This is a genomic window from Klebsiella sp. (assembly GCF_027492335.1).
Classification (GTDB): Bacteria; Pseudomonadota; Gammaproteobacteria; order Enterobacterales; family Enterobacteriaceae; genus Klebsiella; species Klebsiella huaxiensis.
In genome coordinates this window covers 79,504-98,640 of the sequence record NZ_JAPUEW010000018.1, presented here as the reverse complement: position 1 = coordinate 98,640, position 19,137 = coordinate 79,504, and the positions used below count along the sequence as shown (strand labels likewise).

Below are 19,137 nucleotides of genomic sequence, written 5' to 3'. Positions count from 1 at the left end.
CAAAATATGCCAGCCACTTAGCTTTCATTACCTTCTCCTGTCGGCTGCACGCTGGCATAGGTCGCAAGGCCGCTGCAAACCACATCGCCCACCCACACCGCGCCGCGCGCCTGGCTTAACTCCAGCGCCACTTCACAGCTCTGGTTTTTACCGTAACTGAAATCAATGGTCGGGTATTTTTTATCCACGTCCATCACAAATTCACCCTTCTCATCGGTACGGGTTCGCCCGATATGATTATTAATGCGGGCATTTGCCAGCAACGTGCCGTCTTCTGCGCGAATACGTCCGGAAACGGTCACCATCTGCTTCACTTCCGGCTCAATGACCGCCACGTTTCCCGGGTACAGGGTTAGCTGGCTCTTACGCCCGGTGACGATGTCGTAGCTGTCAAGCGAGTTTTTACTGTTTTGCAACTCAACTTCATAACGGTTGTACGGCGACAACGGCAGATAATTACGCTTGCCGGAAAGCTGCACGATCCGCCCGTTAACCTTCGCGCTCAGCTTGCCGTCATCCTCAAGACCGGTATTGAAAATCACCCCGGCGTTGCCGTCGGTGCGCCCGCTGGCGGCGATATTTTTCCCCTGCCAGCCGACGCTGCCGTTGGCGGTCAGGTTGGTGTTCACATAGCCGTCCGCGCCGCTGTTCACGTTCAGCGTACCGGTGGAATAACGGGTATCAAACTGCGCATAGGCGCCACCGCTGAGGGTTTTGTCATCGCCGGTATCGCCGGAAATCGCCCGTGAGATATTGGCACCAATGGTACGAATGCTGCCTTCATCAAACTGTTTACGCGCCGACAGGTTAGCCATGGTGTAACCGTTCTGGTGCGTCATCCCGGCGCTGAACCAGTTGCCGAGCGGCAGCGAAAAGTCGAGCGCAATGTATTTCCCGGTATTCGCGCTGCTGTCGCCGTTATTAAAACGCTGGATCCCCGCACGCAGCCCCATTGATCCCCACGCTCCGGTATAGAGCGTCTGGTAATAATCTGCGGTGTAGTAATGGCTGTTATAGCGGCGATCATCGTTATAGCTGATGCTAAACGTTCCCAGTTTTGACCAGAGTGAATTCAGGTTCAGCGTACCGCCAATTGCCCGGTTATCAGCATTACTGCGTCGCAGCTTATCGCCGATTTGAGTTTTCTCCTGGTTGATCCAGACCGAACTGAACCCGCCGGGCAGCGTGGCGCTGATGCTGCCGATGCTGCTCCATGAATTATCGCTGGCCAGCATATTTTGCAGATTCACATTGATAGATTCAGTGAGCGGCAGCGTCAGACGGGTTTCGGCAACCGCGTTGTTATCATAGCCGTAGCCGGTCGCCGCCCAGCTGAAGGTACTGACCGAACCCGAGGCCGAAGCTCCTGCCAGCCAGCTGTCTTTGGCCGGGAGCGTCTTTTTACCGCTTTCGGACCAGCGGTCCATATGGAAGCTGCCACCCCAGAACTGCCATGCCAGCGGCGCTCCTGCACCTCGCCCACGGCTGAACAGTTTATTCACTCTCTGGGTGCGTTTGCTGACTACCCGACCATTCACAATCACTTCAACGTCAACATCGTAAATCCCGTATGGCAGGCCACGCGTATCCACCTCGTGGTTACCCATGGCAAAGTTCTGCACGCTCACCAGCCGTCCCTCGCGGGTAAGATGAACTTCCCCTGCGGCGGGTAAAAAGGCAACCACAGGGGTGGCCGACTGGGTGTTATCAAACACCGTCGAACTGGCCTGGTTGCCCCATGAAGCCCCGTAGATCTTCCCTGCTGAAATAGCCGTCATTGGGCCAAGCGATTGCAGGTTCCAGGTATCGAGCATCCCGCCAGCAAAGCGGTGACCGGCGAAATCGCGCTCGTACATCGCCTTGTAAACTTCGCTGTCCTGGCTGCTGGAGCCAATGCCGTACAGCGAGCCGTCCAGCACAACGTGATGTTCGCGCAGCGCGGTGACATTGTTCAGCGACAAATAACTGGAGGTGTTGTTGCCGCCATTGCGCATCTGGTTGTTATAAACGCCGAGGTTATAGTTCAGGGTGCTGCTGACGGTGTTAACGCTGGACTGACCAATATCCTCACTACGGGAACGCAGCACGGTACCCAGTGCCTCTTTTTTCACCACCAGCTGCAGCAGCAGCTGGCGCAGACTAAGTTCCAGCTGCGCGTCATCGGTCAGATTGATTTTAAGGTCTTTGCTGAAGGCTTCATTCGCCAGCGAAGTCAGCTGCTTTCGGGTTTGTTCACTCACGGTCGCATTGCTGTCGCTTTCTTCCAGCTGAATCTGCCGCACGCGCAGAACGCCATTATCCAGCCAGATAAAGGCGTTACCAATTCTTTGATCGTCCTGAGTACCGGTGCTGCTTTCAAGGTGGATAAACAACGGGATGCTCATCCCGTCCTGCAAAGCCTGACTGAAAGCCTGGGGAATAATCACGCCGCCGATTTGTTGTACTTTATCGGCTGCGGCGGTGGCGCTGAGCGGAACCAGCAAAATGACCATGCCGGAGGCAAGGAGTTTTTTTAATCCTGGGGAGATCCCTGGTAGAGGCATAGTCTTGATCCGTCAGCACAAATGTCTATTTCACGGGAACAAACTGCTCGCCCTGCCAGAGCGCGACCCGTCCTTTTTTGTCAGCCACATTGACGCGCGTAAAACGGCGCTCTTTCCCCGGCATCAGAAAGTAGTTTTCTTTGCATTCCTTGCCATCCGCCGCTTTCAGGCACGGGCCGTAGGCAAGAATACGCAGCGTGGCGTTACCGGTATTCACCAGCTTCCCGTCCGCATACTGGTAGCGGAAGTTCGCCTTTCTCGGAGCCACCACCAGGATGGTGCCAATGCGCGCTGAAGCCGTCGCCACCGCACTACGAGTCGATCCGTTGCGCTGGGCGTCGCTTAACGCCTGATCAAACCAGACGATGCGGTAATAGCGCTCTTTGTCATCCGCCGGACCTTTATAGAAAAAGCGGATCACGTCGCTGGCCTTCGCCGGCAGCAGCAGACTGGCGGGCGTCAGTAAAATCTCGTCCTGCTTATCCATCGGGATCACTTTGCCGCCATCCAGCGGTGAGGTGAGGCGTTCCATATGGATGTTAATTAGGCGACCGCTGTCGGTCGTATTTTTGATCTCTTTACTCAGCGTGCTGCTGTCGCTGTTCATAAATGAAGAGATATCGCCCACATCCAGCGCCAGAGCTGGCGTCATTCCGCAGAGCAACAGGCCGATGGCCAGAATGTGATTTTTCATATGAATTCAGTCCGTGAAATAAGGCAGGGAGAAATCTCCCTGCCAGGTACGTCGAGAGGATCAGATGGTCCAGGTTGCGTCGAACTGAACGCTGACGTCGCCGCTCCAGATACCTTCCGGCAGCGTGCTGTAGTCAGTCACGTCCGCAGTACCATCAGTGGTGCCGCTGATGATGGAGAACGTAAAGCCGTCCTGCGCAGTAGTACGGCCAGCGGTGTTGTAGCCGTTGGACAGCGCGCTGAGGTTACCACCCAGTGTGCCAGCAGCGGTGTCGATCATGGTGGTGTCGCCGGTTTTCTCTACCGCTACGCCGTTATAATCAACGCCTACGTTCAGGGTGGAACCTGAGGTATCCAGTTGAGTCAGGGTGTTAGTGATCAGACGAGAAGTCAGTTTGAAGCCAGTCGCGGTGGTATCACCTTCGATAGCAACATCAAACAGGCCTTTCTGGGTATTAAAGCCTTTAATCCCTTCGGCATACTGGAAAGCCAGGCTGCCCAGCGGAGTCACCACCAGCTTGCTGGTAGTATCTTTTTTGGCGGTTGCAGACCAGGTAGCGACTGCCTGAGCAGTAACGTCAGCAGCCTGAGCGACACCCATACCGGCAAACGCGGTTACCAGAGCAATTGCAAGAACCTTTTTTTTCATAGCATTTTCATCCTGAGTTTATTTAGGGACTTGATGTCCCACGTCTGTGTGCATTTCCCGCCATAGCTCAAGCCACATAAATATTGCCTGTGACGTTAATTATTTTGGGTATAACGACCTGGTGCACAATTTTTAAAAACAATGTTCACTACTAATTAGAGCGCTAACTTATAAATTTTTGAATACAGTTTCGCCTCGGCGTTACGTCGATGGGTATAAACTGTTTTCACACTACAATTTTCAACTTTGGCGATAGATTTCGGATGCATTCCCTGAGCCGTCATGCGAATTATTTGCATTTCTCTATCGGTAATTTTTTCTTTCTTTATATCTTTACGCAGAAAACGTCCATTAATAACGTAAGCCAGTTCCTGACGAATATCTTTGGTCAAATCAACATAAACTACACCGCGAATTGATCCATTGTAATACCAGTAATTGGCCAGTGCTTCCGATCGCCTTGCGGCGATAAGCACGATCTGCTTTCCTTTCATTTCTGCCAGCCACTCGCTATCACGTCGGATAAAATAGTTCAGAGAACTGGCGCTAAGGTTGATAAAAACAAACTCCTGACACACTTTCGCAAGTGGCAGATAAATTAGTTTATCGATATCTAAAATAAGCTCAATCAGACCCGTCATAAAATAATTATCATGCGCAGGCCAGATGCACTTATCTAAAGAACATTTATGATCCATATAAAGTTAAACCCCATAGTCCTGGAAATCTCGAACATATCACACACTGCTGATAGCCCAGGCCTGCAAAGTCTAAGTCAGCAAATCCCTCTTTAATAGATATCCAATATAAAATCCAAATAGTATTACTTGAGACAGATAACACTAAATAAATTGCTTGTTTCTTGTGCTTACAAATTTAGGATTTTTCTCGATGAGTGTCAATAAGCGTGGTGAATGCTAATTGCCGACCAGGTCAATTTAGCCTTTGAGAATAAAAATAAGAATATTGAGTTAAACACAAAAACCATTTATTTTCATGTGGTTATTGATGACTTATACGTAAATTCTTAATCGATTACTATCTAACCTAAGATCTTATCTATATTAACTTAAGACTATTCTTAAGCTGGTAGTTGTTTTAAAAAGCCAAAAATCCGAACAAATACATGAATTAAGAACATAAAACCAATAAATGATTAAATAATAGATAATAATTTCATTAACAATGCTTATTATCAGTTTTATATGCCGCACAAAAGGCATAAAATCAGACTAAAAAATTACTAATGCAAATCGTAATCAATCACTAAAACATTATCTATTCGATTAAACCGACTTAGAGCACAAGATCGTACGGACATCTGGAATCGTTTTCCCGATAAACCTGGGTTTGCGGTTTGTGATTAATGTTGCACAAAACGCCCTGTCCCCATCAGAGGAAAATTGTATCGGTATTTTTATTAACAAATAGCGTAATAAAGGTAGCTGAACAGATCGCGCCTCCCGGGATTAGATGAAAAAATGTGATCCCTCACGTACTTTTTTACCTATAAAGACGTTTGTCTTTTACATCCGTTCACTATTTGTTCGCTTTACTGTCATCTGGCAGTCATAAAAAACACCATTAATAGTGCCCAGTTTACTGACGAACCTGGACGCATTTATGAACAGTTCTCTGGCTGCGGTTGCGGAAACCGATTATCAACAGTTTACGCCACCGTCTACCGACCGGCAGCGGAAGGTCCTGAGCGTACGCAACCTGAGCAAATCCTATAGCGCACAGCAAACCGTACTGGATAGCATTAGTTTCGATCTTCATGCGGGCGAGCTGGTTGGCGTGATTGGCCGATCCGGTGCAGGCAAATCCACCCTATTACATGTCCTGAATGGTACCCACAGCACCAGCGGCGGCGAGATCCTGAGCTATCCGGAAGTGGGGACGCCACAGGATGTATCAAAGCTGACAGGCTGCGCGTTAAATGCCTGGCGCAGCCAGTGCGGGATGATCTTTCAGGATTTCTGCCTGGTTCCGCGTCTTGACGTTTTGACCAACGTGCTGCTGGGACGCCTGAGCCAAACCTCAACTCTGAAATCATTATTCAAAGTTTTCCCCGATGCCGACCGGGCCCGCGCTATCTCTCTGCTGGAGTGGATGAATATGCTGCCGCACGCGCTACAGCGGGCGGAAAACCTCTCCGGCGGTCAGATGCAGCGTGTCGCTATTTGCCGAGCGCTAATGCAAAACCCTGGCATTCTGCTGGCCGATGAACCGGTCGCTTCTCTGGATCCGAAAAATACGCAGCGAATAATGAATGTCCTCCGTGAAATTAGCGAACAGGGCATCAGCGTGATGGTAAACCTGCATTCGGTGGAACTGGTGCGTGAATACTGCACCCGGGTTATCGGCGTAGCCAAAGGCAAGATTATTTTTGACGACCATCCCACGCAGCTAAATCAGGATATTCTGCATCGGCTGTATGGCGATGAAATTAGCCAATTGCATTAAATTTCACTCACACGGGCAAAATAATGAAAAAGTACATCACTGGCGCAGTTCGTTTATCCGCAGCGGTTGCAGGCATTATGATGGCGTGGCAGGCAAGCGCTGCTGAACAACCGAAGGAATTAAATCTGGGTATCCTTGGCGGTCAGAACGCAACGCAGCAAATTGGTGATAACCAGTGCGTTAAACAGTTTCTCGATAAAGAGCTGAACGTAGATACCAAATTACGCAACTCTTCCGACTACTCTGGCGTTATCCAGGGTCTGCTGGGCGGAAAAGTTGACGTGGTATTAAGTATGTCACCGTCATCTTACGCTTCGGTTTATATTAACAATCCAAAAGCCGTCGATATTGTCGGTATCGCCGTTGATGATAAAGATCAATCCCGCGGCTACCACTCGGTGGTGGTAGTTAAAGCCGATAGCCCATATAAAAAGTTAGAAGACCTGAAAGGTAAAACGTTTGGTTTTGCCGATCCAGATTCCACTTCCGGATTTTTAATTCCGAACCACGCCTTTAAACAGCAGTTCGGCGGCACCTCGGATAATAAATATAATAACTTCTTTTCCAGCGTGACCTTCTCCGGCGGCCACGAGCAAGACATTCTTGGCGTGCTGAACGGTCAGTTTGCCGGGGCGGTGACCTGGACCTCGATGGTGGGCGATTACAACAGCGGTTACAGCGTCGGTGCTTTCAATCGCCTGATTCGCATGGATCACCCGGACCTGATGAAACAAATCCGTATTATCTGGCAATCGCCGTTGATCCCGAATGGCCCGATCCTGGTCAGCAACGCTCTGCCTGCGGACTTTAAAGCTAAAGTCGTCAGCGCGATTAAAAAGCTGGATACCGAGGAGCACGCCTGCTTTATCAAAGCAATGGGCGGTACTCAGCATATCGGCCCGGGCAGCGTGGCTGATTTCCAGCAGATCATCGATATGAAACGCGAACTGGTTAGCGCGCGTTAATCCCGCCCTGACGCCGCCGCCCGGCAACTATCGCGGGCGGCGGCGACTCGTTGAAGACACAGCGACGCATGAATAACACCCATACCGAATTTGAACGCTATTATCAGCAGGTTCGTGCGCGGCAAAAGCGCGATACCTTTAGCTGGTCTCTTTTGCTGCTGGTTCTCTATTTCGCCGCAGGCAGCATGGCCGAGTTTAATCTCTTTACTATCTGGCACTCACTGCCCAATTTTCTTGATTACATGTTTGAGACCTTGCCGACTCTGCATGTCGCCGATCTGTTTGCCGATTCGCATACCAAAGGCTCGCTGGCCTACTGGGGCTACCGCCTGCCGATACAGCTGCCGCTTATCTGGGAAACGCTACAGCTGGCTCTGGCGTCCACGCTGGTTGCGGTAGTTATCGCCACCCTGCTGGCGTTTATTGCCGCCAATAACGCCTGGTCCCCTGCCCCGCTGCGCTTTGCCGTTCGCGTGCTGGTGGCTTTTCTGCGCACCATGCCGGAGCTGGCGTGGGCGGTGATTTTCGTTATGGCCTTCGGTATCGGCGCGATCCCCGGCTTTCTGGCATTAATGCTGCACACCATCGGCAGCCTGACCAAACTGTTTTATGAAGCGGTAGAGAGCGCGCAGGATAAACCGGTGCGCGGTCTTGCCGCCTGTGGCGCTTCGCGGCTGCAACGCATTCGCTTTGCCCTGTGGCCGCAGGTAAAACCGATTTTTCTCTCCTACGGCTTTATGCGCCTGGAGATTAACTTCCGCTCCTCAACCATCCTTGGACTGGTGGGCGCGGGCGGCATTGGCCAGGAGCTGATGACCAATATCAAACTGGATCGTTACGATCAGGTCAGCATCACGCTGCTGCTGATCATTATTGTAGTGTCGCTGCTGGATATGCTGTCCGGCCGCCTGCGGCAGTGGGTTCTGGAGGGAAAAAAATGAGTCAATGGCAAAACCAACCGGATATCACCGCCAGCCGTCACCGACATCAAAATTTGTACAAGGCCCAGGGACGCTACCTGCGCTATGTCGGCCTGCTGGCGCTGGCCAGCGTGCTCTATTACGTCTGGTTCTTTATGCAGTTCGGCATCAGCGGAGAGCAGCTCACCACCGGGCTGCAGCAAATAGGCCGTTACCTGCTGCGGATGTTCGTCTGGCGCGACTTCTTCAACTGGCCGTTCGGCTATTATTTCACCCAAATCGGTATTACCCTGGCGATCGTTTTTGCCGGGACTATTACGGCGACGGTTCTCGCCCTGCTGCTTTCATTTCTCGCAGCGCGCAATATTATGCGCGGCTTTATTCCAGCAACCATCGCCCTGCTAATGCGCCGGTTGTTTGATGTCCTGCGCGGAATCGATATGGCAATCTGGGGTCTGATTTTCGTGCGCGCCGTCGGACTTGGGCCGCTGGCCGGGGTATTAGCGATCATCATGCAGGATACCGGGCTGCTGGGTCGCCTGTACGCCGAAGGGCACGAGGCGGTTGACCGCTCACCGGGGCGTGGGCTGACGGCAGTGGGTGCCAACGGTTTGCAGAAGCACCGCTTTAGCATTTTCACCCAGTCTTTCCCAACGTTTCTGGCGCTGAGTCTGTATCAGATTGAATCCAACACCCGTTCAGCAGCGGTGCTGGGTTTTGTTGGCGCAGGGGGGATCGGTCTGATTTATGCGGAAAATATGCGCCTGTGGAACTGGGACGTGGTGATGTTTATTACCCTGCTGCTGGTCATTGTAGTCATGGCGATGGATACGCTTTCCGCCTGGCTACGTCGCCGCTATATCGGCGGCAGCGTGGTGCCGCTGTTTAAAGCCGATTAGTTCTGATATCGCGACGTTCCCGGAGGCGGCGCAATGCGCCTGTCCGGGCTACCAAACGGCACGAAAAGTAGCCCGGGTAAGGCGTTTACGCCGCGACCCGGGGGAAAACTCAAAGCCGCCACTCCAGCACCGGCCACTGATGCTCTGCATTCACCGCGGCCAGTTGCGGGCATGGATTGACCAATCGCACATGGTCGGCATGCAGGCACAGCGGCAGATCGTTAATCGAATCGGTATAGAACGTCACCTCACCCGAATATTCGGGATGAGCCTGTCGCCACTGCGCCAGGCGCACCACTTTCCCCTGCTGATAGCTCGGCGTACCGGCAATCACCCCGGTATAGCCACCGTCGGCCATCTCCACGTCAATCCCTAACGCCTGTTCGATGCCCAGCTCCGCCGCGACGGCCTGCACCAGCAGGCTAACCGACGCCGAGATAACCAGCATCTGCTCGCCCCGAGCCTGTAGAGTACGAATCAGATCCCATGCCTGTGGATAAACGCGCGGCACTATCTCTTCGCGTACACAGCGCGCAAGCAGACTGTCCACTTCCTGCTTTGATACGCCAATCAGCGGTGCCTGGATCAGGGCCACGTAATCGGCAATGTTCATTTCACCACGATCGTAATCGTCCATCAGCATCGCTTCACGCGCCAGATAGCCCGGATCGTTCACCCAGCCTTCGCGCACCATAAAGCGGCTCCACACCGTGCTGCTATCGCCCTTAATTAACGTGTTATCCAGATCGAAAATCGTCAGCGTTTTGCCCATCGTTTGTTTTCCCTAATCAGCAACAGAGTCTCGCGAGAGCATGCGTAAATAAAATGACAGGAGAATGACCCGGACAAAGCGCCCGAGCCATTTTGTTGGCTACGCGGCGCTCACTTTCGGCGCGCGAAACACCAGCATAATTCCGCCAAGTATAGCGACCATGCCGATGACCGCCGCCCAGGGCAGACGATTGCCCAGCAACAGATAATCGAGCAGCGCGGTAATCACCGGCACCAGATAAAACAGGCTGGTGACATTGACGATATTACCAGCACTCAGCAACCGATAGAGCAGCAGCTGAGCCACGACCGAAATCAGCAGCCCAAGGAACAGCACCGGGATAATAAAGCCCAGACTGAAATTGATATAAAAACCGCTCACCGGCGTCATCAATAAGCAGAGCAGCAGGCTCACCGTATATTGCAGCGGCAGAACGTCAACCGGCGCCTGGCGGCTGCGCTTTTGCAGAATGGCGCCAAAGGTCATCAGCAGCAGCGCGGCAAGAGCGAAAAAAATGCCGCTTATCGCCATCTGCGAAGCCGACAAGCTTCGCCATACCAGCAGAACCAATCCCGCCAGCGCCACCAGTAAACCCAACAAACGCGTACCCTGCAGGCGTCGTTCAACCACGCAAAGGGTAAGAATCGGCTGAATGCCCATAATGGTAGCGATAAGTCCCGGCGTCACGCCGTTGGCCATCGCTTCAAAGTAGCAGACGGAATAGCCGCCAATCAGCATCAGGCCAGTGGTCGCCACCTGCAGGCGCGTACCGCGCGTCGGTAGCCAGCGTTTGCGCATGATAGCCAGCGGCAGCAGCGCCACAAGGGCTATCAGAAAACGAAAAACCAGCAACGCCATTGGCGAAGCGTTGTCCAGCCCCCAGCGGGTAAAAATAGCAGCGCTGCCCCACAGCAGGACAAAGGTCGCCGTTGTCGCCTGCGAGGCGAGTAAAGAATATCGAGAATGCATGAAAATGCTCCAGATTCCTGAATCTGTATTGATCGGCACTCGTTATCAACGAATACCCTAAAGTTTGGAGATCAGACTCCGATTACAACAACTTCAGGAGGTGGAGGCGGAGGACAGGTGCAGGAAAACAGGCGACGATGCGATGATGCAATGCGACCCGCCGGTAAACCAGCGCAGGATATGAAATGTCCTGAGATTGCATTATGCGTCACGGAAAGCCCCTGTGAGTAAGAATGCATAAACATTAGCATGGTTAACGAAACGTTTACAAGCCAACCCGTTAGCCCCATACGCTCATGACCAACAGTACGCCAATGAGTAGCAGCGGATAAATCCGCACATGCCAACAATCCGGCAAATGCGCCAGCCAGCGGGCCGCTATTTTTAACCCCAACCAGCTTCCAGCCACCAGTTGCACCGCCGCTGAAAGCCAGATATTGCCGATAAACCCATCAGGTAATGACGCTGGCGACGCCCAAGCCATCAACAGCCAGGTCAACGTCGCCGTTACCGCCAGCGGTAGCGTCAACACGTTTGCCATCGCCGCCGCCTCAGCCATCGGCACACCACGGCGGCGCATCAGAGGAACCGTCATCACGCTTCCCCCCACGCCCAGAAAAGAAGCGATCACGCCAATGATTCCACCGACAGTCAGCTCATGCGGTACCGCAGGTACAGTCTGACCGGGTGGGGGTATCATAAACCCGGCCCGAAAGTAGCAATCGATAATAGTCGCCAGCAGATAGATAACGAACAGCCAGCGGATCCATTCGCCATTAACCTGAAGCGCCAGCAACGCTCCGGCTATTCCACCCGCGGCAATGCCGACTAGCATTGCCCATAAGCGACGCCAGCGGAGGGCACCTGTACGGGCGTGCCGCCAGGTCGCCAGCAGCGCGGAGCAAAGCATCACCAGCGCCGAGGTGGCGACGGCGATTTGCATAGCCTGCTGCCCTACTTCACTTTGTACGCCCCACACACCCATCACCAGTACATAAAGCAGCGGAACGGTAATGAAACCGCCACCAAAGCCAAAAAGCCAGGTTGTTACACCAGAAAGCATGCCGCAAAGAAAAAGCCAGTAGCTCATGCAAACTCCTCCAGAAAAGGAGATAACAATATAGAATAACGAGATGGCTGGCTTACGCTTTAAAGCCAATTTATTACGAATTTCAGCCAGGACTAATTCTTATGCGCAATGTAGCAATCAATGACGTCGATCATCTTCCTCGCCGGGTGCTGGCGTTGGGTAGCGACTATCCGCCCAATACTCTCCTGGAACGTCATAGCCATCGGCGGACGCAGTTTCTGTACGCTATGAACGGGTTAATGAAGGTAGAAACGGATGACGGCCAGTGGCTGGTTCCACCGTTCAGCGGAGTATGGATCCCGGCGACGAAACCGCATCGCGTCTGGATGCCGGGCGTCAGCACCCACAGCCTGTATATTGATGCGCAAGCCGCCCCGCGTAAAAGCGAGCGCTGTGAAGTTTTACAGGTCTCCCCGTTGACACATCAACTTCTGCTGGCCGCCTGCCAGCTGCCGCTGCTCTATGAAGAGAGCGGGCGCGATGCCGCGTTGATTGAACTGCTGCTCCACGAACTGCGCACTGCCACGCCGTTGCCGATGTTTACGCCACTGCCGCAGAACAGGCTCCTCGCTGCGCTGTGCGACGATTTTCAGCGCCAGCCGACTATCCGCAGTACGCCGCAGCAATGGGCGCAAAAAATGAGTAAAAGCGTGCGTACTTTTAATCGTATTTTTCGCCGGGAGACCGGGATGGCGTTCTGCGACTGGCGCCAGCAGGCGTGCCTGATGTACGCCATGACGGCACTACGTGAAGGGCATTCGATTACCGAAGTCGCGCTAAGTCTGGGCTATGAGTATCCGGCCGCCTTTACCGCCATGTTCCGTAAAGCAATGGGCTGTTCACCGATGGCCTTTATCCGCCAGATGAACGGCGGACCGACGTAGGCCAACCCCCCTTCCCGTTTGTTCAGGAAGGCGGTGTAATGTCAGGATGATGAAGATTTATCCATGCATCGGATACCTGAACCAAAGCATTTATCCATGAAATATTGTTTCAGGAAGCGATAAATTATTAATACGGAATGACGAAACTCTGGCATAAATAGCGCCCTTTGGTTTTAACTTCGCGATCTGACATATATTCTTTACGTAAGTTTTCGTAAATTTTGCGTTTGGTCATTCTGACGCTGTAGCGAATCGGCTATAAAAGACCACGGCCCGTTCTCCAGTGACGAAAAACAATGATATGAAGCCTAAACTTTCTCACGCGCTATTATTCGTTCCTTTTTTGATTTTGGCAGGATGTTCATCCTCATCGAAACCGCATAAAACCGCTCAGAGTAGTCATTCGACAATCGACGGTGGCTCTGACGATCTGATCCCGGTGATCGCCGCTCTGCACGATCAGATGCATACCTGGGAAGGAACGCCCTACGAGTGGGGCGGGACTGAGCAAAGTGGTGTCGACTGCTCCGGGTTTGTCTGGCGAACGCTGAAAGATCGCTTCAACCTGCCGATGGAGCGCATCACCACTCGTGAATTGCTGCATATGGGAGAACGCGTGAGCCCGCAGCAGCTAAGGCCGGGAGATTTAGTTTTCTTCCGTATTAAAGGCGGGATGCACGTCGGCTTCTACGATACCGATCGTAATTTCCTTCATGCCTCTACCAGCCAGGGGGTCATGCGATCCTCGCTGGATAATCCGTACTGGCAATCGGTATTCTACCAGGCGCGCCGCCTGCCGAAGGAATATAACGCCCAGATAACAATGAATAACGATAATCTGCATCTGGCCAAAAATCGTTAATCATAAATAACAAAGCCGCCCTGTCACCATGGCGGCTTTGTTGTCTCTTACCAGTGAATTTATTAGAACTGGTAGGTCATACCGACAGCGACGATATCGTCATCGTTGATGCCGAGTTTGTTATCGCTCTTCAGCTGGTTGATTTTGTAGTCAACAAAGGCGTTCATGTTTTTGTTGAAGTAATAAGTCACGCCAACATCAATGTAGTTGACCAGATCTTCGCTACCCACGCCCTCGATATCCTTGCCTTTTGACAGCACGTAACCCAGGGACGGACGCAGACCGAAATCGAACTGGTACTGAGCCACGGCCTCAAAGTTCTGTGCTTTGGTCGCAAAGCCACCGCTGATTGGCGTCATTTTGCGGGTTTCTGAATACATGGTCGCCAGGTAGATATTGTTGGCATCATATTTCAGGCCGGTTGCCCAGGCTTCCGCTTTTTTACCAACGCCGCGAGCCAGCAGGTTCTGGGCATCGGTACGGTCAGAGCTGGTATACGCTGCGCTGATGGCGAAATCGCTGCCGCCGAAGTCATAGCTTAACGCGGTACCGAAACCGTCGCCGTTCTGTTTTTTGGCATCGCGATCGCCTTCGTTTTTACCCTGATATTGCAGGGTCAGGTCCAGGCCATCCACCACGCCGAAGAAGTCAGTATTGCGATAAGTTGCCAGACCGCTGGAGCGCTTGGTCATAAAGTTATCGGTCTGCGCGGAAGAGTCGCCGCCGAATTCCGGGAACATATCGGTCCAGGCTTCAACGTCGTACAGTGCGCCGAGGTTACGACCGTAGTCGAATGAACCGTAGTTCTTTAATTTCACGCCAGCGAATGCCAGACGCGTTTTCTGAGAAGAGTCGCTTTCGGTTTTGTTACCGGAGAACTCAGATTCCCAACGACCGTAGCCGGTCAGTTCGTCGTTAATCTGCGTTTCGCCTTTGATACCGAAACGAACGTAAGTCTGGTCGCCATCTTTGCTGTCATAGTCGCTCAGATAGTGCATCGCTCTGACTTTGCCGTAAACGTCCAGTTTATTACCGTTTTTATTATAAACTTCTGCTGCCTGTGTAGCCGAAGAAGCGATAAGACCCATCATCATTAATGCCAGTGAGCTCTTTTTCATTATTCAGTCCTGGTGATTTATTTATACGCGCTAATCAATTCCGGGCGGAAGCCCCGTCAAAAACTGCAGGTTTTTTAACGCTCTAATATTAAAAATTTATGACAACATGGAACTTTTTATAAAAAAGGGTATTTAATTATTTCCGTCATGAATATGTCACACTTCCCCGCCAGAATGCCCGATCCGCGCAATGAAGTGGCTTGTCCATGACGCCAGGTGTTGGCAAGCGGGCTGACTCCTGTTACAACATCAATTCGATATCGAAACTCCTTTTTGAACGGCAGAGAATCATGAGTGATAGCCAGACGCTGGTGGTAAAACTGGGCACCAGTGTTTTAACGGGCGGATCCCGCCGCCTGAACCGCGCCCATATCGTTGAATTAGTGCGCCAGTGCGCACAGCTGCACGCGATGGGCCATCGAATTGTGATAGTGACCTCCGGGGCGATCGCCGCCGGACGTGAGCACCTCGGTTACCCGGAACTGCCCGCGACCATCGCCTCCAAACAGCTGCTGGCGGCAGTCGGTCAAAGCCGTCTTATCCAACTATGGGAACAGCTGTTTTCTATTTACGGCATTCACATTGGTCAGATGCTGTTGACCCGCGCCGATATGGAAGACCGCGAGCGTTTCCTTAACGCCCGCGATACCCTGCGCGCGCTGCTGGATAACAACATCGTGCCGGTCATTAATGAAAATGACGCCGTGGCAACCGCTGAAATCAAAGTCGGCGATAACGATAATCTTTCGGCACTGGCGGCTATTCTCGCAGGTGCCGACAAACTGCTGCTGCTGACCGACCAGCAGGGCCTGTTTACCGCCGACCCGCGTAACAACCCGCAGGCCGAGCTGATTAAAGACGTTTACGGTATTGATGACGCCCTGCGCGCCGTGGCGGGCGATAGCGTGTCTGGTTTGGGTACCGGCGGGATGGGTACCAAATTGCAGGCCGCCGATGTCGCCTGCCGCGCGGGTATCGACACCATTATTGCTGCCGGTAGTCGTCCAGGCGTCATTGCCGATGTGATGGAAGGCGTCTCTGTAGGAACCCGCTTCCACGCGCAGGAGTCGCCGCTGGAAAACCGCAAGCGCTGGATTTTCGGCGCACCGCCGGCGGGTGAAATTACCGTTGACGCCGGGGCGACCCAGGCGATTCTCGAACGCGGCAGTTCTCTGCTGCCGAAAGGGATTAAAACCATCACCGGCAACTTCTCACGCGGTGAAGTGATCCGCATTCGTAGCCTTGAAGGCCGCGATATCGCCCACGGCGTCAGCCGCTATAACAGCGATGCCCTGCGCCGTATCGCCGGGCACCACTCGCAGCAAATTGATGCCATTCTGGGCTATGAATATGGCCCGGTCGCCGTCCACCGTGACGACATGATTATCCGTTAAGGAGCTGAAAATGCTGGAACAAATGGGCATTGCTGCCAAAGCGGCCTCGTACAAACTCGCGCAGCTTTCCAGCCGCGAAAAGAACCAGGTGCTGGAAAAGATTGCCGACTATCTTGAAGCGCAGACTGAAGAGATTCTGCGTGCTAACGCTGAGGACCTGACGGAAGCACGCGCCAACGGTTTAAGCGAGGCTCTGCTTGATCGCCTGGCGCTCAACCCTGCGCGCCTGAGCGGAATTGCCAACGACGTTCGCCAGGTTTGCAATCTGGCCGATCCTGTCGGTCAGGTGATCGATGGCGGCCTGCTCGATAGTGGCCTGCGCATTGAGCGCCGCCGCGTGCCGCTAGGCGTGGTCGGCGTGATTTACGAAGCGCGTCCAAACGTCACCGTCGATGTTGCCTCTTTATGCCTGAAAACCGGTAACGCGGCGATCCTGCGCGGCGGCAAAGAGACCTGGCGCACCAACGCCGCCACGGTGAAGGTGATTCAGCAGGCGCTGCAAGAGTGCGGCTTACCGGCAGCCACTGTCCAGGCGATTGAGAGCCCGGATCGCGCGCTGGTGGGCGAGATGCTGAAGATGGATAAGTATATCGATATGCTGATCCCGCGCGGCGGCGCAGGTCTGCATAAGCTATGCCGCGAGCAGTCGACGATCCCGGTGATCACCGGCGGGATTGGCGTGTGTCATATCTATATCGACCACTCGGCCGACGTTGCCGAAGCGCTGAAAGTTATTGTCAACGCTAAGGTTCAGCGCCCGAGCGCCTGTAACTCTGTCGAAACGCTGCTGGTTCATCAGGATATCGCTCAGCGCTTTCTGCCCGCGCTGAGCAAGCAAATGGCGGAAAGCGGCGTCAGCCTGCACGCCGATGCGACCTCCCTGCCCGCGCTGCAAAACGGTCCGGCAAGCGTAGTTCCGGTGAAAGCAGAGCAGTATGACAATGAATACCTGTCGCTGGATCTGAACGTGAAGGTGGTTGCCGACCAGGACGAGGCCGTGGCCCATATTCGCGAGCACGGCACCCAGCATTCGGACGCCATCCTGACGCGCACGCTGGGCAATGCGAACCGCTTTATCAACGAAGTGGACTCCTCTGCGGTGTACGTCAACGCCTCTACCCGCTTTACCGACGGCGGCCAGTTTGGCCTCGGCGCGGAAGTGGCGGTCAGCACGCAGAAGCTGCACGCGCGCGGCCCGATGGGCCTGGAAGCGCTGACGACCTATAAGTGGATTGGTTTCGGCGACGATACCATTCGTGCTTAAAGATGAAAGGGTGATGCAAAAGTAGCCGTTTGATTCGCAAGGGCATTGACGCATCACCCACTTAGTTTTAACCTTCTAACCCGTGTTTACGCTCGTAAGCACCTCTTGCAGGGCCGATATAGCTCAGTTGGTAGAGCAGCGCATTCGTAATGCGAAGGTCGTAGGTTCGACTCCTATTATCGGCACCATCCTACCTATTTTAACGTCTCCCCAAGTCTACTCAAACACCCTTTAAACCCTTATAATACGCGGTTTCACTGCCCTTATTGTCTCTGCTCGTCTACTTACGTTCACAAAAATCTACGGTGAGTTGGGGGTATCAATGGGGGTATTCGCTGTTCGGTCTAAAGGAGATACCCCCATATGAAGCTCAATGCCAGACAGGTCGAGACTGCCAAGCCCAAAGAGAAACCCTACAAGATGGCTGATGGCGGTGGCCTTTACTTATTGGTTAAAACCAACGGGTCACGCTACTGGCGTTTAAAGTATCGTATCGATGGAAAGGAAAAGTTATTGGCGCTGGGGGTATATCCCGATGTGTCCTTGGCTGATGCCAGAGCGAAACGTGATGAAGCTCGAAAGGGTATCGCTGGGGGTATCGATCCTTTAGAGGTGAAAAAAGAACAAAAAGTTGAGCGTGAAGCGCAGGTCAAAAACACCTTTCAGCAAATTGCACTCGAATGGCACAGCATGAAAGTGAAGAAATGGTCTGCGGGATATGCCTCTGACATTCTTGAAGCTTTTAACAAAGACGTTTTCCCATTCATTGGTCAACGGCCTGTTGCAGACATTAAGCCGCTGGAATTGCTAAACGTGCTGAAAAAGATGGAAGACCGAGGCGCGACCGAGAAAGCCAAGAAAGTGCGTCAACGCTGCGGCGAAGTGTTTCGCTATGCCATCGTGACAGGCAGAGCCGAGTATAATCCCGCGCCAGATCTCACCAGTGCCATGCAAGGGCATGAGTCTACACATTACCCGTTCCTCACCACTGAAGAGCTTCCTGCTTTCTTTAAAGCCCTTGCTGGCTATTCTGGCAGTGAATTGATGGTGTTGGCAGCGAGATTGCTGATCATTACTGGCCTGAGAACAGGTGAATTGCGCGGTGCGTTATGGTCTGAAATCGATACCAAGAAAGCGCTATGGGAAATTTCTGCTGAACGCATGAAAATGCGCCGCCCTCATATCATCCCGCTATCTACCCAAGCGTTAGCCATTATCGAACAGATCAGAGCAATGACGGGGCAATTTCCTTTACTGTTTCCGGGACGCAATGACCCAAGTAAGACCATGAGCGAAGCCAGTATCAATCAGATATTTAAGCGAATTGGCTATACAGGCCGGGTTACGGGTCATGCCTTCCGTCATACCATGAGCACCGTTCTTCATGAACAGGGCTACAATACTGCATGGATTGAAACCCAACTGGCGCATGTTGATAAGAATGCTATCCGTGGCACCTACAACCATGCGCAATATCTTGATGGCAGACGTGAGATGCTGCAATGGTATGCCGACTACATGGTAAGCCTTGAGAACGGAAGTAATGTGGTGCAGGGAGTGTTTAATCGGCGTGGGTAAGGATAACTGCTGATGAAAGAAGGGCTATGTCTTAACGGGCATAGCCCTTTTTCTTGACTAAAGCAGATAAG

At 52.8% G+C, this 19,137-nt stretch carries 17 protein-coding genes and 1 tRNA gene; 10 read left to right on the top strand and 8 right to left on the bottom strand.

The window, feature by feature from the left end:
* Positions 1-17: 17 nt before the first annotated feature.
* The 4 genes from QVF11_RS07760 to ecpR form a co-directional block, all read right to left on the bottom strand.
* Positions 18-2,543 (bottom strand): fimbrial biogenesis outer membrane usher protein, encoded by a 2,526-nt coding sequence (locus QVF11_RS07760; RefSeq protein WP_142512243.1) that lies wholly within the window; start codon positions 2,541-2,543, stop codon positions 18-20.
* A 25-nt stretch (positions 2,544-2,568) separates the two neighbouring features.
* The gene (locus QVF11_RS07755) at positions 2,569-3,237 is read right to left on the bottom strand and encodes an EcpB family pilus assembly chaperone (protein WP_112214044.1); all 669 of its coding nucleotides are present in this window, start codon (positions 3,235-3,237) and stop codon (positions 2,569-2,571) included.
* A 60-nt stretch (positions 3,238-3,297) separates the two neighbouring features.
* Complete coding sequence (gene ecpA, locus QVF11_RS07750) at positions 3,298-3,885, bottom strand: common pilus major fimbrillin subunit EcpA (RefSeq protein ID WP_287856087.1); 588 nt, start codon at positions 3,883-3,885, stop codon at positions 3,298-3,300.
* A gap of 155 nt (positions 3,886-4,040) precedes the next feature.
* The gene (ecpR, locus tag QVF11_RS07745) at positions 4,041-4,583 is read right to left on the bottom strand and encodes an ECP biosynthesis operon DNA-binding transcriptional regulator EcpR (protein ID WP_112214042.1); all 543 of its coding nucleotides are present in this window, start codon (positions 4,581-4,583) and stop codon (positions 4,041-4,043) included.
* Between the two features lie 925 nt (positions 4,584-5,508).
* Here ecpR and phnC point away from each other — a divergent pair.
* From phnC to phnE (QVF11_RS07725), 4 genes are all read left to right on the top strand, one after another.
* Positions 5,509-6,351, top strand: coding sequence for a phosphonate ABC transporter ATP-binding protein (phnC, locus tag QVF11_RS07740; RefSeq protein WP_287856085.1), 843 nt, complete (start codon positions 5,509-5,511; stop codon positions 6,349-6,351).
* 23 nt (positions 6,352-6,374) lie between these two features.
* The gene (phnD, locus tag QVF11_RS07735) at positions 6,375-7,316 is read left to right on the top strand and encodes a phosphonate ABC transporter substrate-binding protein (RefSeq protein WP_287856083.1); all 942 of its coding nucleotides are present in this window, start codon (positions 6,375-6,377) and stop codon (positions 7,314-7,316) included.
* Positions 7,317-7,384: 68 nt separating this feature from the next.
* Positions 7,385-8,257, top strand: coding sequence for a phosphonate ABC transporter, permease protein PhnE (gene phnE / locus QVF11_RS07730; protein ID WP_139541219.1), 873 nt, complete (start codon positions 7,385-7,387; stop codon positions 8,255-8,257).
* The gene (gene phnE / locus QVF11_RS07725) at positions 8,254-9,135 is read left to right on the top strand and encodes a phosphonate ABC transporter, permease protein PhnE (protein ID WP_287856080.1); all 882 of its coding nucleotides are present in this window, start codon (positions 8,254-8,256) and stop codon (positions 9,133-9,135) included. Before phnE (QVF11_RS07730) ends, phnE (QVF11_RS07725) begins: the two co-directional genes overlap by 4 nt.
* A 109-nt stretch (positions 9,136-9,244) precedes the next feature.
* On the opposite strand, the gene QVF11_RS07720 is transcribed toward phnE (QVF11_RS07725), so the two are convergent.
* From QVF11_RS07720 to QVF11_RS07710, 3 genes are all read right to left on the bottom strand, one after another.
* Positions 9,245-9,907, bottom strand: a complete 663-nt coding sequence (locus QVF11_RS07720; RefSeq protein ID WP_112214037.1) for an HAD family hydrolase — start codon at positions 9,905-9,907, stop codon at positions 9,245-9,247.
* Positions 9,908-10,006: 99 nt separating this feature from the next.
* Complete coding sequence (locus QVF11_RS07715) at positions 10,007-10,876, bottom strand: DMT family transporter (RefSeq protein WP_287856078.1); 870 nt, start codon at positions 10,874-10,876, stop codon at positions 10,007-10,009.
* Positions 10,877-11,156: 280 nt separating this feature from the next.
* The gene (locus QVF11_RS07710) at positions 11,157-11,966 is read right to left on the bottom strand and encodes a sulfite exporter TauE/SafE family protein (protein WP_142515316.1); all 810 of its coding nucleotides are present in this window, start codon (positions 11,964-11,966) and stop codon (positions 11,157-11,159) included.
* A 101-nt stretch (positions 11,967-12,067) separates the two neighbouring features.
* Between QVF11_RS07710 and QVF11_RS07705 the strand changes: the two genes are divergently transcribed.
* The gene (locus tag QVF11_RS07705) at positions 12,068-12,850 is read left to right on the top strand and encodes an AraC family transcriptional regulator (RefSeq protein ID WP_112214034.1); all 783 of its coding nucleotides are present in this window, start codon (positions 12,068-12,070) and stop codon (positions 12,848-12,850) included.
* A 301-nt stretch (positions 12,851-13,151) separates the two neighbouring features.
* Positions 13,152-13,712: a C40 family peptidase gene (locus tag QVF11_RS07700; RefSeq protein ID WP_112214033.1), complete on the top strand. Its 561-nt coding sequence runs from the start codon at positions 13,152-13,154 to the stop codon at positions 13,710-13,712.
* 62 nt (positions 13,713-13,774) lie between these two features.
* Here QVF11_RS07700 and phoE read toward each other — a convergent pair whose 3' ends face one another.
* The gene (gene phoE, locus QVF11_RS07695) at positions 13,775-14,830 is read right to left on the bottom strand and encodes a phosphoporin PhoE (RefSeq protein WP_112214032.1); all 1,056 of its coding nucleotides are present in this window, start codon (positions 14,828-14,830) and stop codon (positions 13,775-13,777) included.
* Between the two features lie 290 nt (positions 14,831-15,120).
* On the opposite strand from phoE, the gene proB reads away from it, so the two are divergent.
* The 4 genes from proB to QVF11_RS07675 all read left to right on the top strand — a co-directional run bounded on the left by proB (position 15,121) and on the right by QVF11_RS07675 (position 19,066).
* Complete coding sequence (gene proB / locus QVF11_RS07690; RefSeq protein ID WP_112214031.1) at positions 15,121-16,224, top strand: glutamate 5-kinase; 1,104 nt, start codon at positions 15,121-15,123, stop codon at positions 16,222-16,224.
* 10 nt (positions 16,225-16,234) lie between these two features.
* On the top strand, positions 16,235-17,488 hold the full coding sequence (gene proA / locus QVF11_RS07685; protein ID WP_142466065.1) for a glutamate-5-semialdehyde dehydrogenase: 1,254 nt from the start codon (positions 16,235-16,237) through the stop codon (positions 17,486-17,488).
* Between the two features lie 112 nt (positions 17,489-17,600).
* A tRNA-Thr gene (locus tag QVF11_RS07680) sits at positions 17,601-17,676 on the top strand.
* A gap of 175 nt (positions 17,677-17,851) precedes the next feature.
* Positions 17,852-19,066, top strand: a complete 1,215-nt coding sequence (locus QVF11_RS07675; RefSeq protein ID WP_287856071.1) for a tyrosine-type recombinase/integrase — start codon at positions 17,852-17,854, stop codon at positions 19,064-19,066.
* Positions 19,067-19,137 lie beyond the last annotated feature (71 nt).

Excerpts from the sequence above, each read along its gene's own strand:
- QVF11_RS07760 (WP_142512243.1), bottom strand. The coding sequence starts at position 2,543 with ATGCCTCTACCAGGGATCTCCCCAGGATTAAAAAAACTCCTTGCCTCC.
- QVF11_RS07755 (WP_112214044.1), bottom strand. The coding sequence starts at position 3,237 with ATGAAAAATCACATTCTGGCCATCGGCCTGTTGCTCTGCGGAATGACG.
- ecpA (WP_287856087.1), bottom strand. The coding sequence starts at position 3,885 with ATGAAAAAAAAGGTTCTTGCAATTGCTCTGGTAACCGCGTTTGCCGGT.
- ecpR (WP_112214042.1), bottom strand. The coding sequence starts at position 4,583 with ATGGATCATAAATGTTCTTTAGATAAGTGCATCTGGCCTGCGCATGAT.
- phnC (WP_287856085.1), top strand. The coding sequence starts at position 5,509 with ATGAACAGTTCTCTGGCTGCGGTTGCGGAAACCGATTATCAACAGTTT.
- phnD (WP_287856083.1), top strand. The coding sequence starts at position 6,375 with ATGAAAAAGTACATCACTGGCGCAGTTCGTTTATCCGCAGCGGTTGCA.
- phnE (WP_139541219.1), top strand. The coding sequence starts at position 7,385 with ATGAATAACACCCATACCGAATTTGAACGCTATTATCAGCAGGTTCGT.
- phnE (WP_287856080.1), top strand. The coding sequence starts at position 8,254 with ATGAGTCAATGGCAAAACCAACCGGATATCACCGCCAGCCGTCACCGA.
- QVF11_RS07720 (WP_112214037.1), bottom strand. The coding sequence starts at position 9,907 with ATGGGCAAAACGCTGACGATTTTCGATCTGGATAACACGTTAATTAAG.
- QVF11_RS07715 (WP_287856078.1), bottom strand. The coding sequence starts at position 10,876 with ATGCATTCTCGATATTCTTTACTCGCCTCGCAGGCGACAACGGCGACC.
- QVF11_RS07710 (WP_142515316.1), bottom strand. The coding sequence starts at position 11,966 with ATGAGCTACTGGCTTTTTCTTTGCGGCATGCTTTCTGGTGTAACAACC.
- QVF11_RS07705 (WP_112214034.1), top strand. The coding sequence starts at position 12,068 with ATGCGCAATGTAGCAATCAATGACGTCGATCATCTTCCTCGCCGGGTG.
- QVF11_RS07700 (WP_112214033.1), top strand. The coding sequence starts at position 13,152 with ATGAAGCCTAAACTTTCTCACGCGCTATTATTCGTTCCTTTTTTGATT.
- phoE (WP_112214032.1), bottom strand. The coding sequence starts at position 14,830 with ATGAAAAAGAGCTCACTGGCATTAATGATGATGGGTCTTATCGCTTCT.
- proB (WP_112214031.1), top strand. The coding sequence starts at position 15,121 with ATGAGTGATAGCCAGACGCTGGTGGTAAAACTGGGCACCAGTGTTTTA.
- proA (WP_142466065.1), top strand. The coding sequence starts at position 16,235 with ATGCTGGAACAAATGGGCATTGCTGCCAAAGCGGCCTCGTACAAACTC.
- QVF11_RS07675 (WP_287856071.1), top strand. The coding sequence starts at position 17,852 with ATGAAGCTCAATGCCAGACAGGTCGAGACTGCCAAGCCCAAAGAGAAA.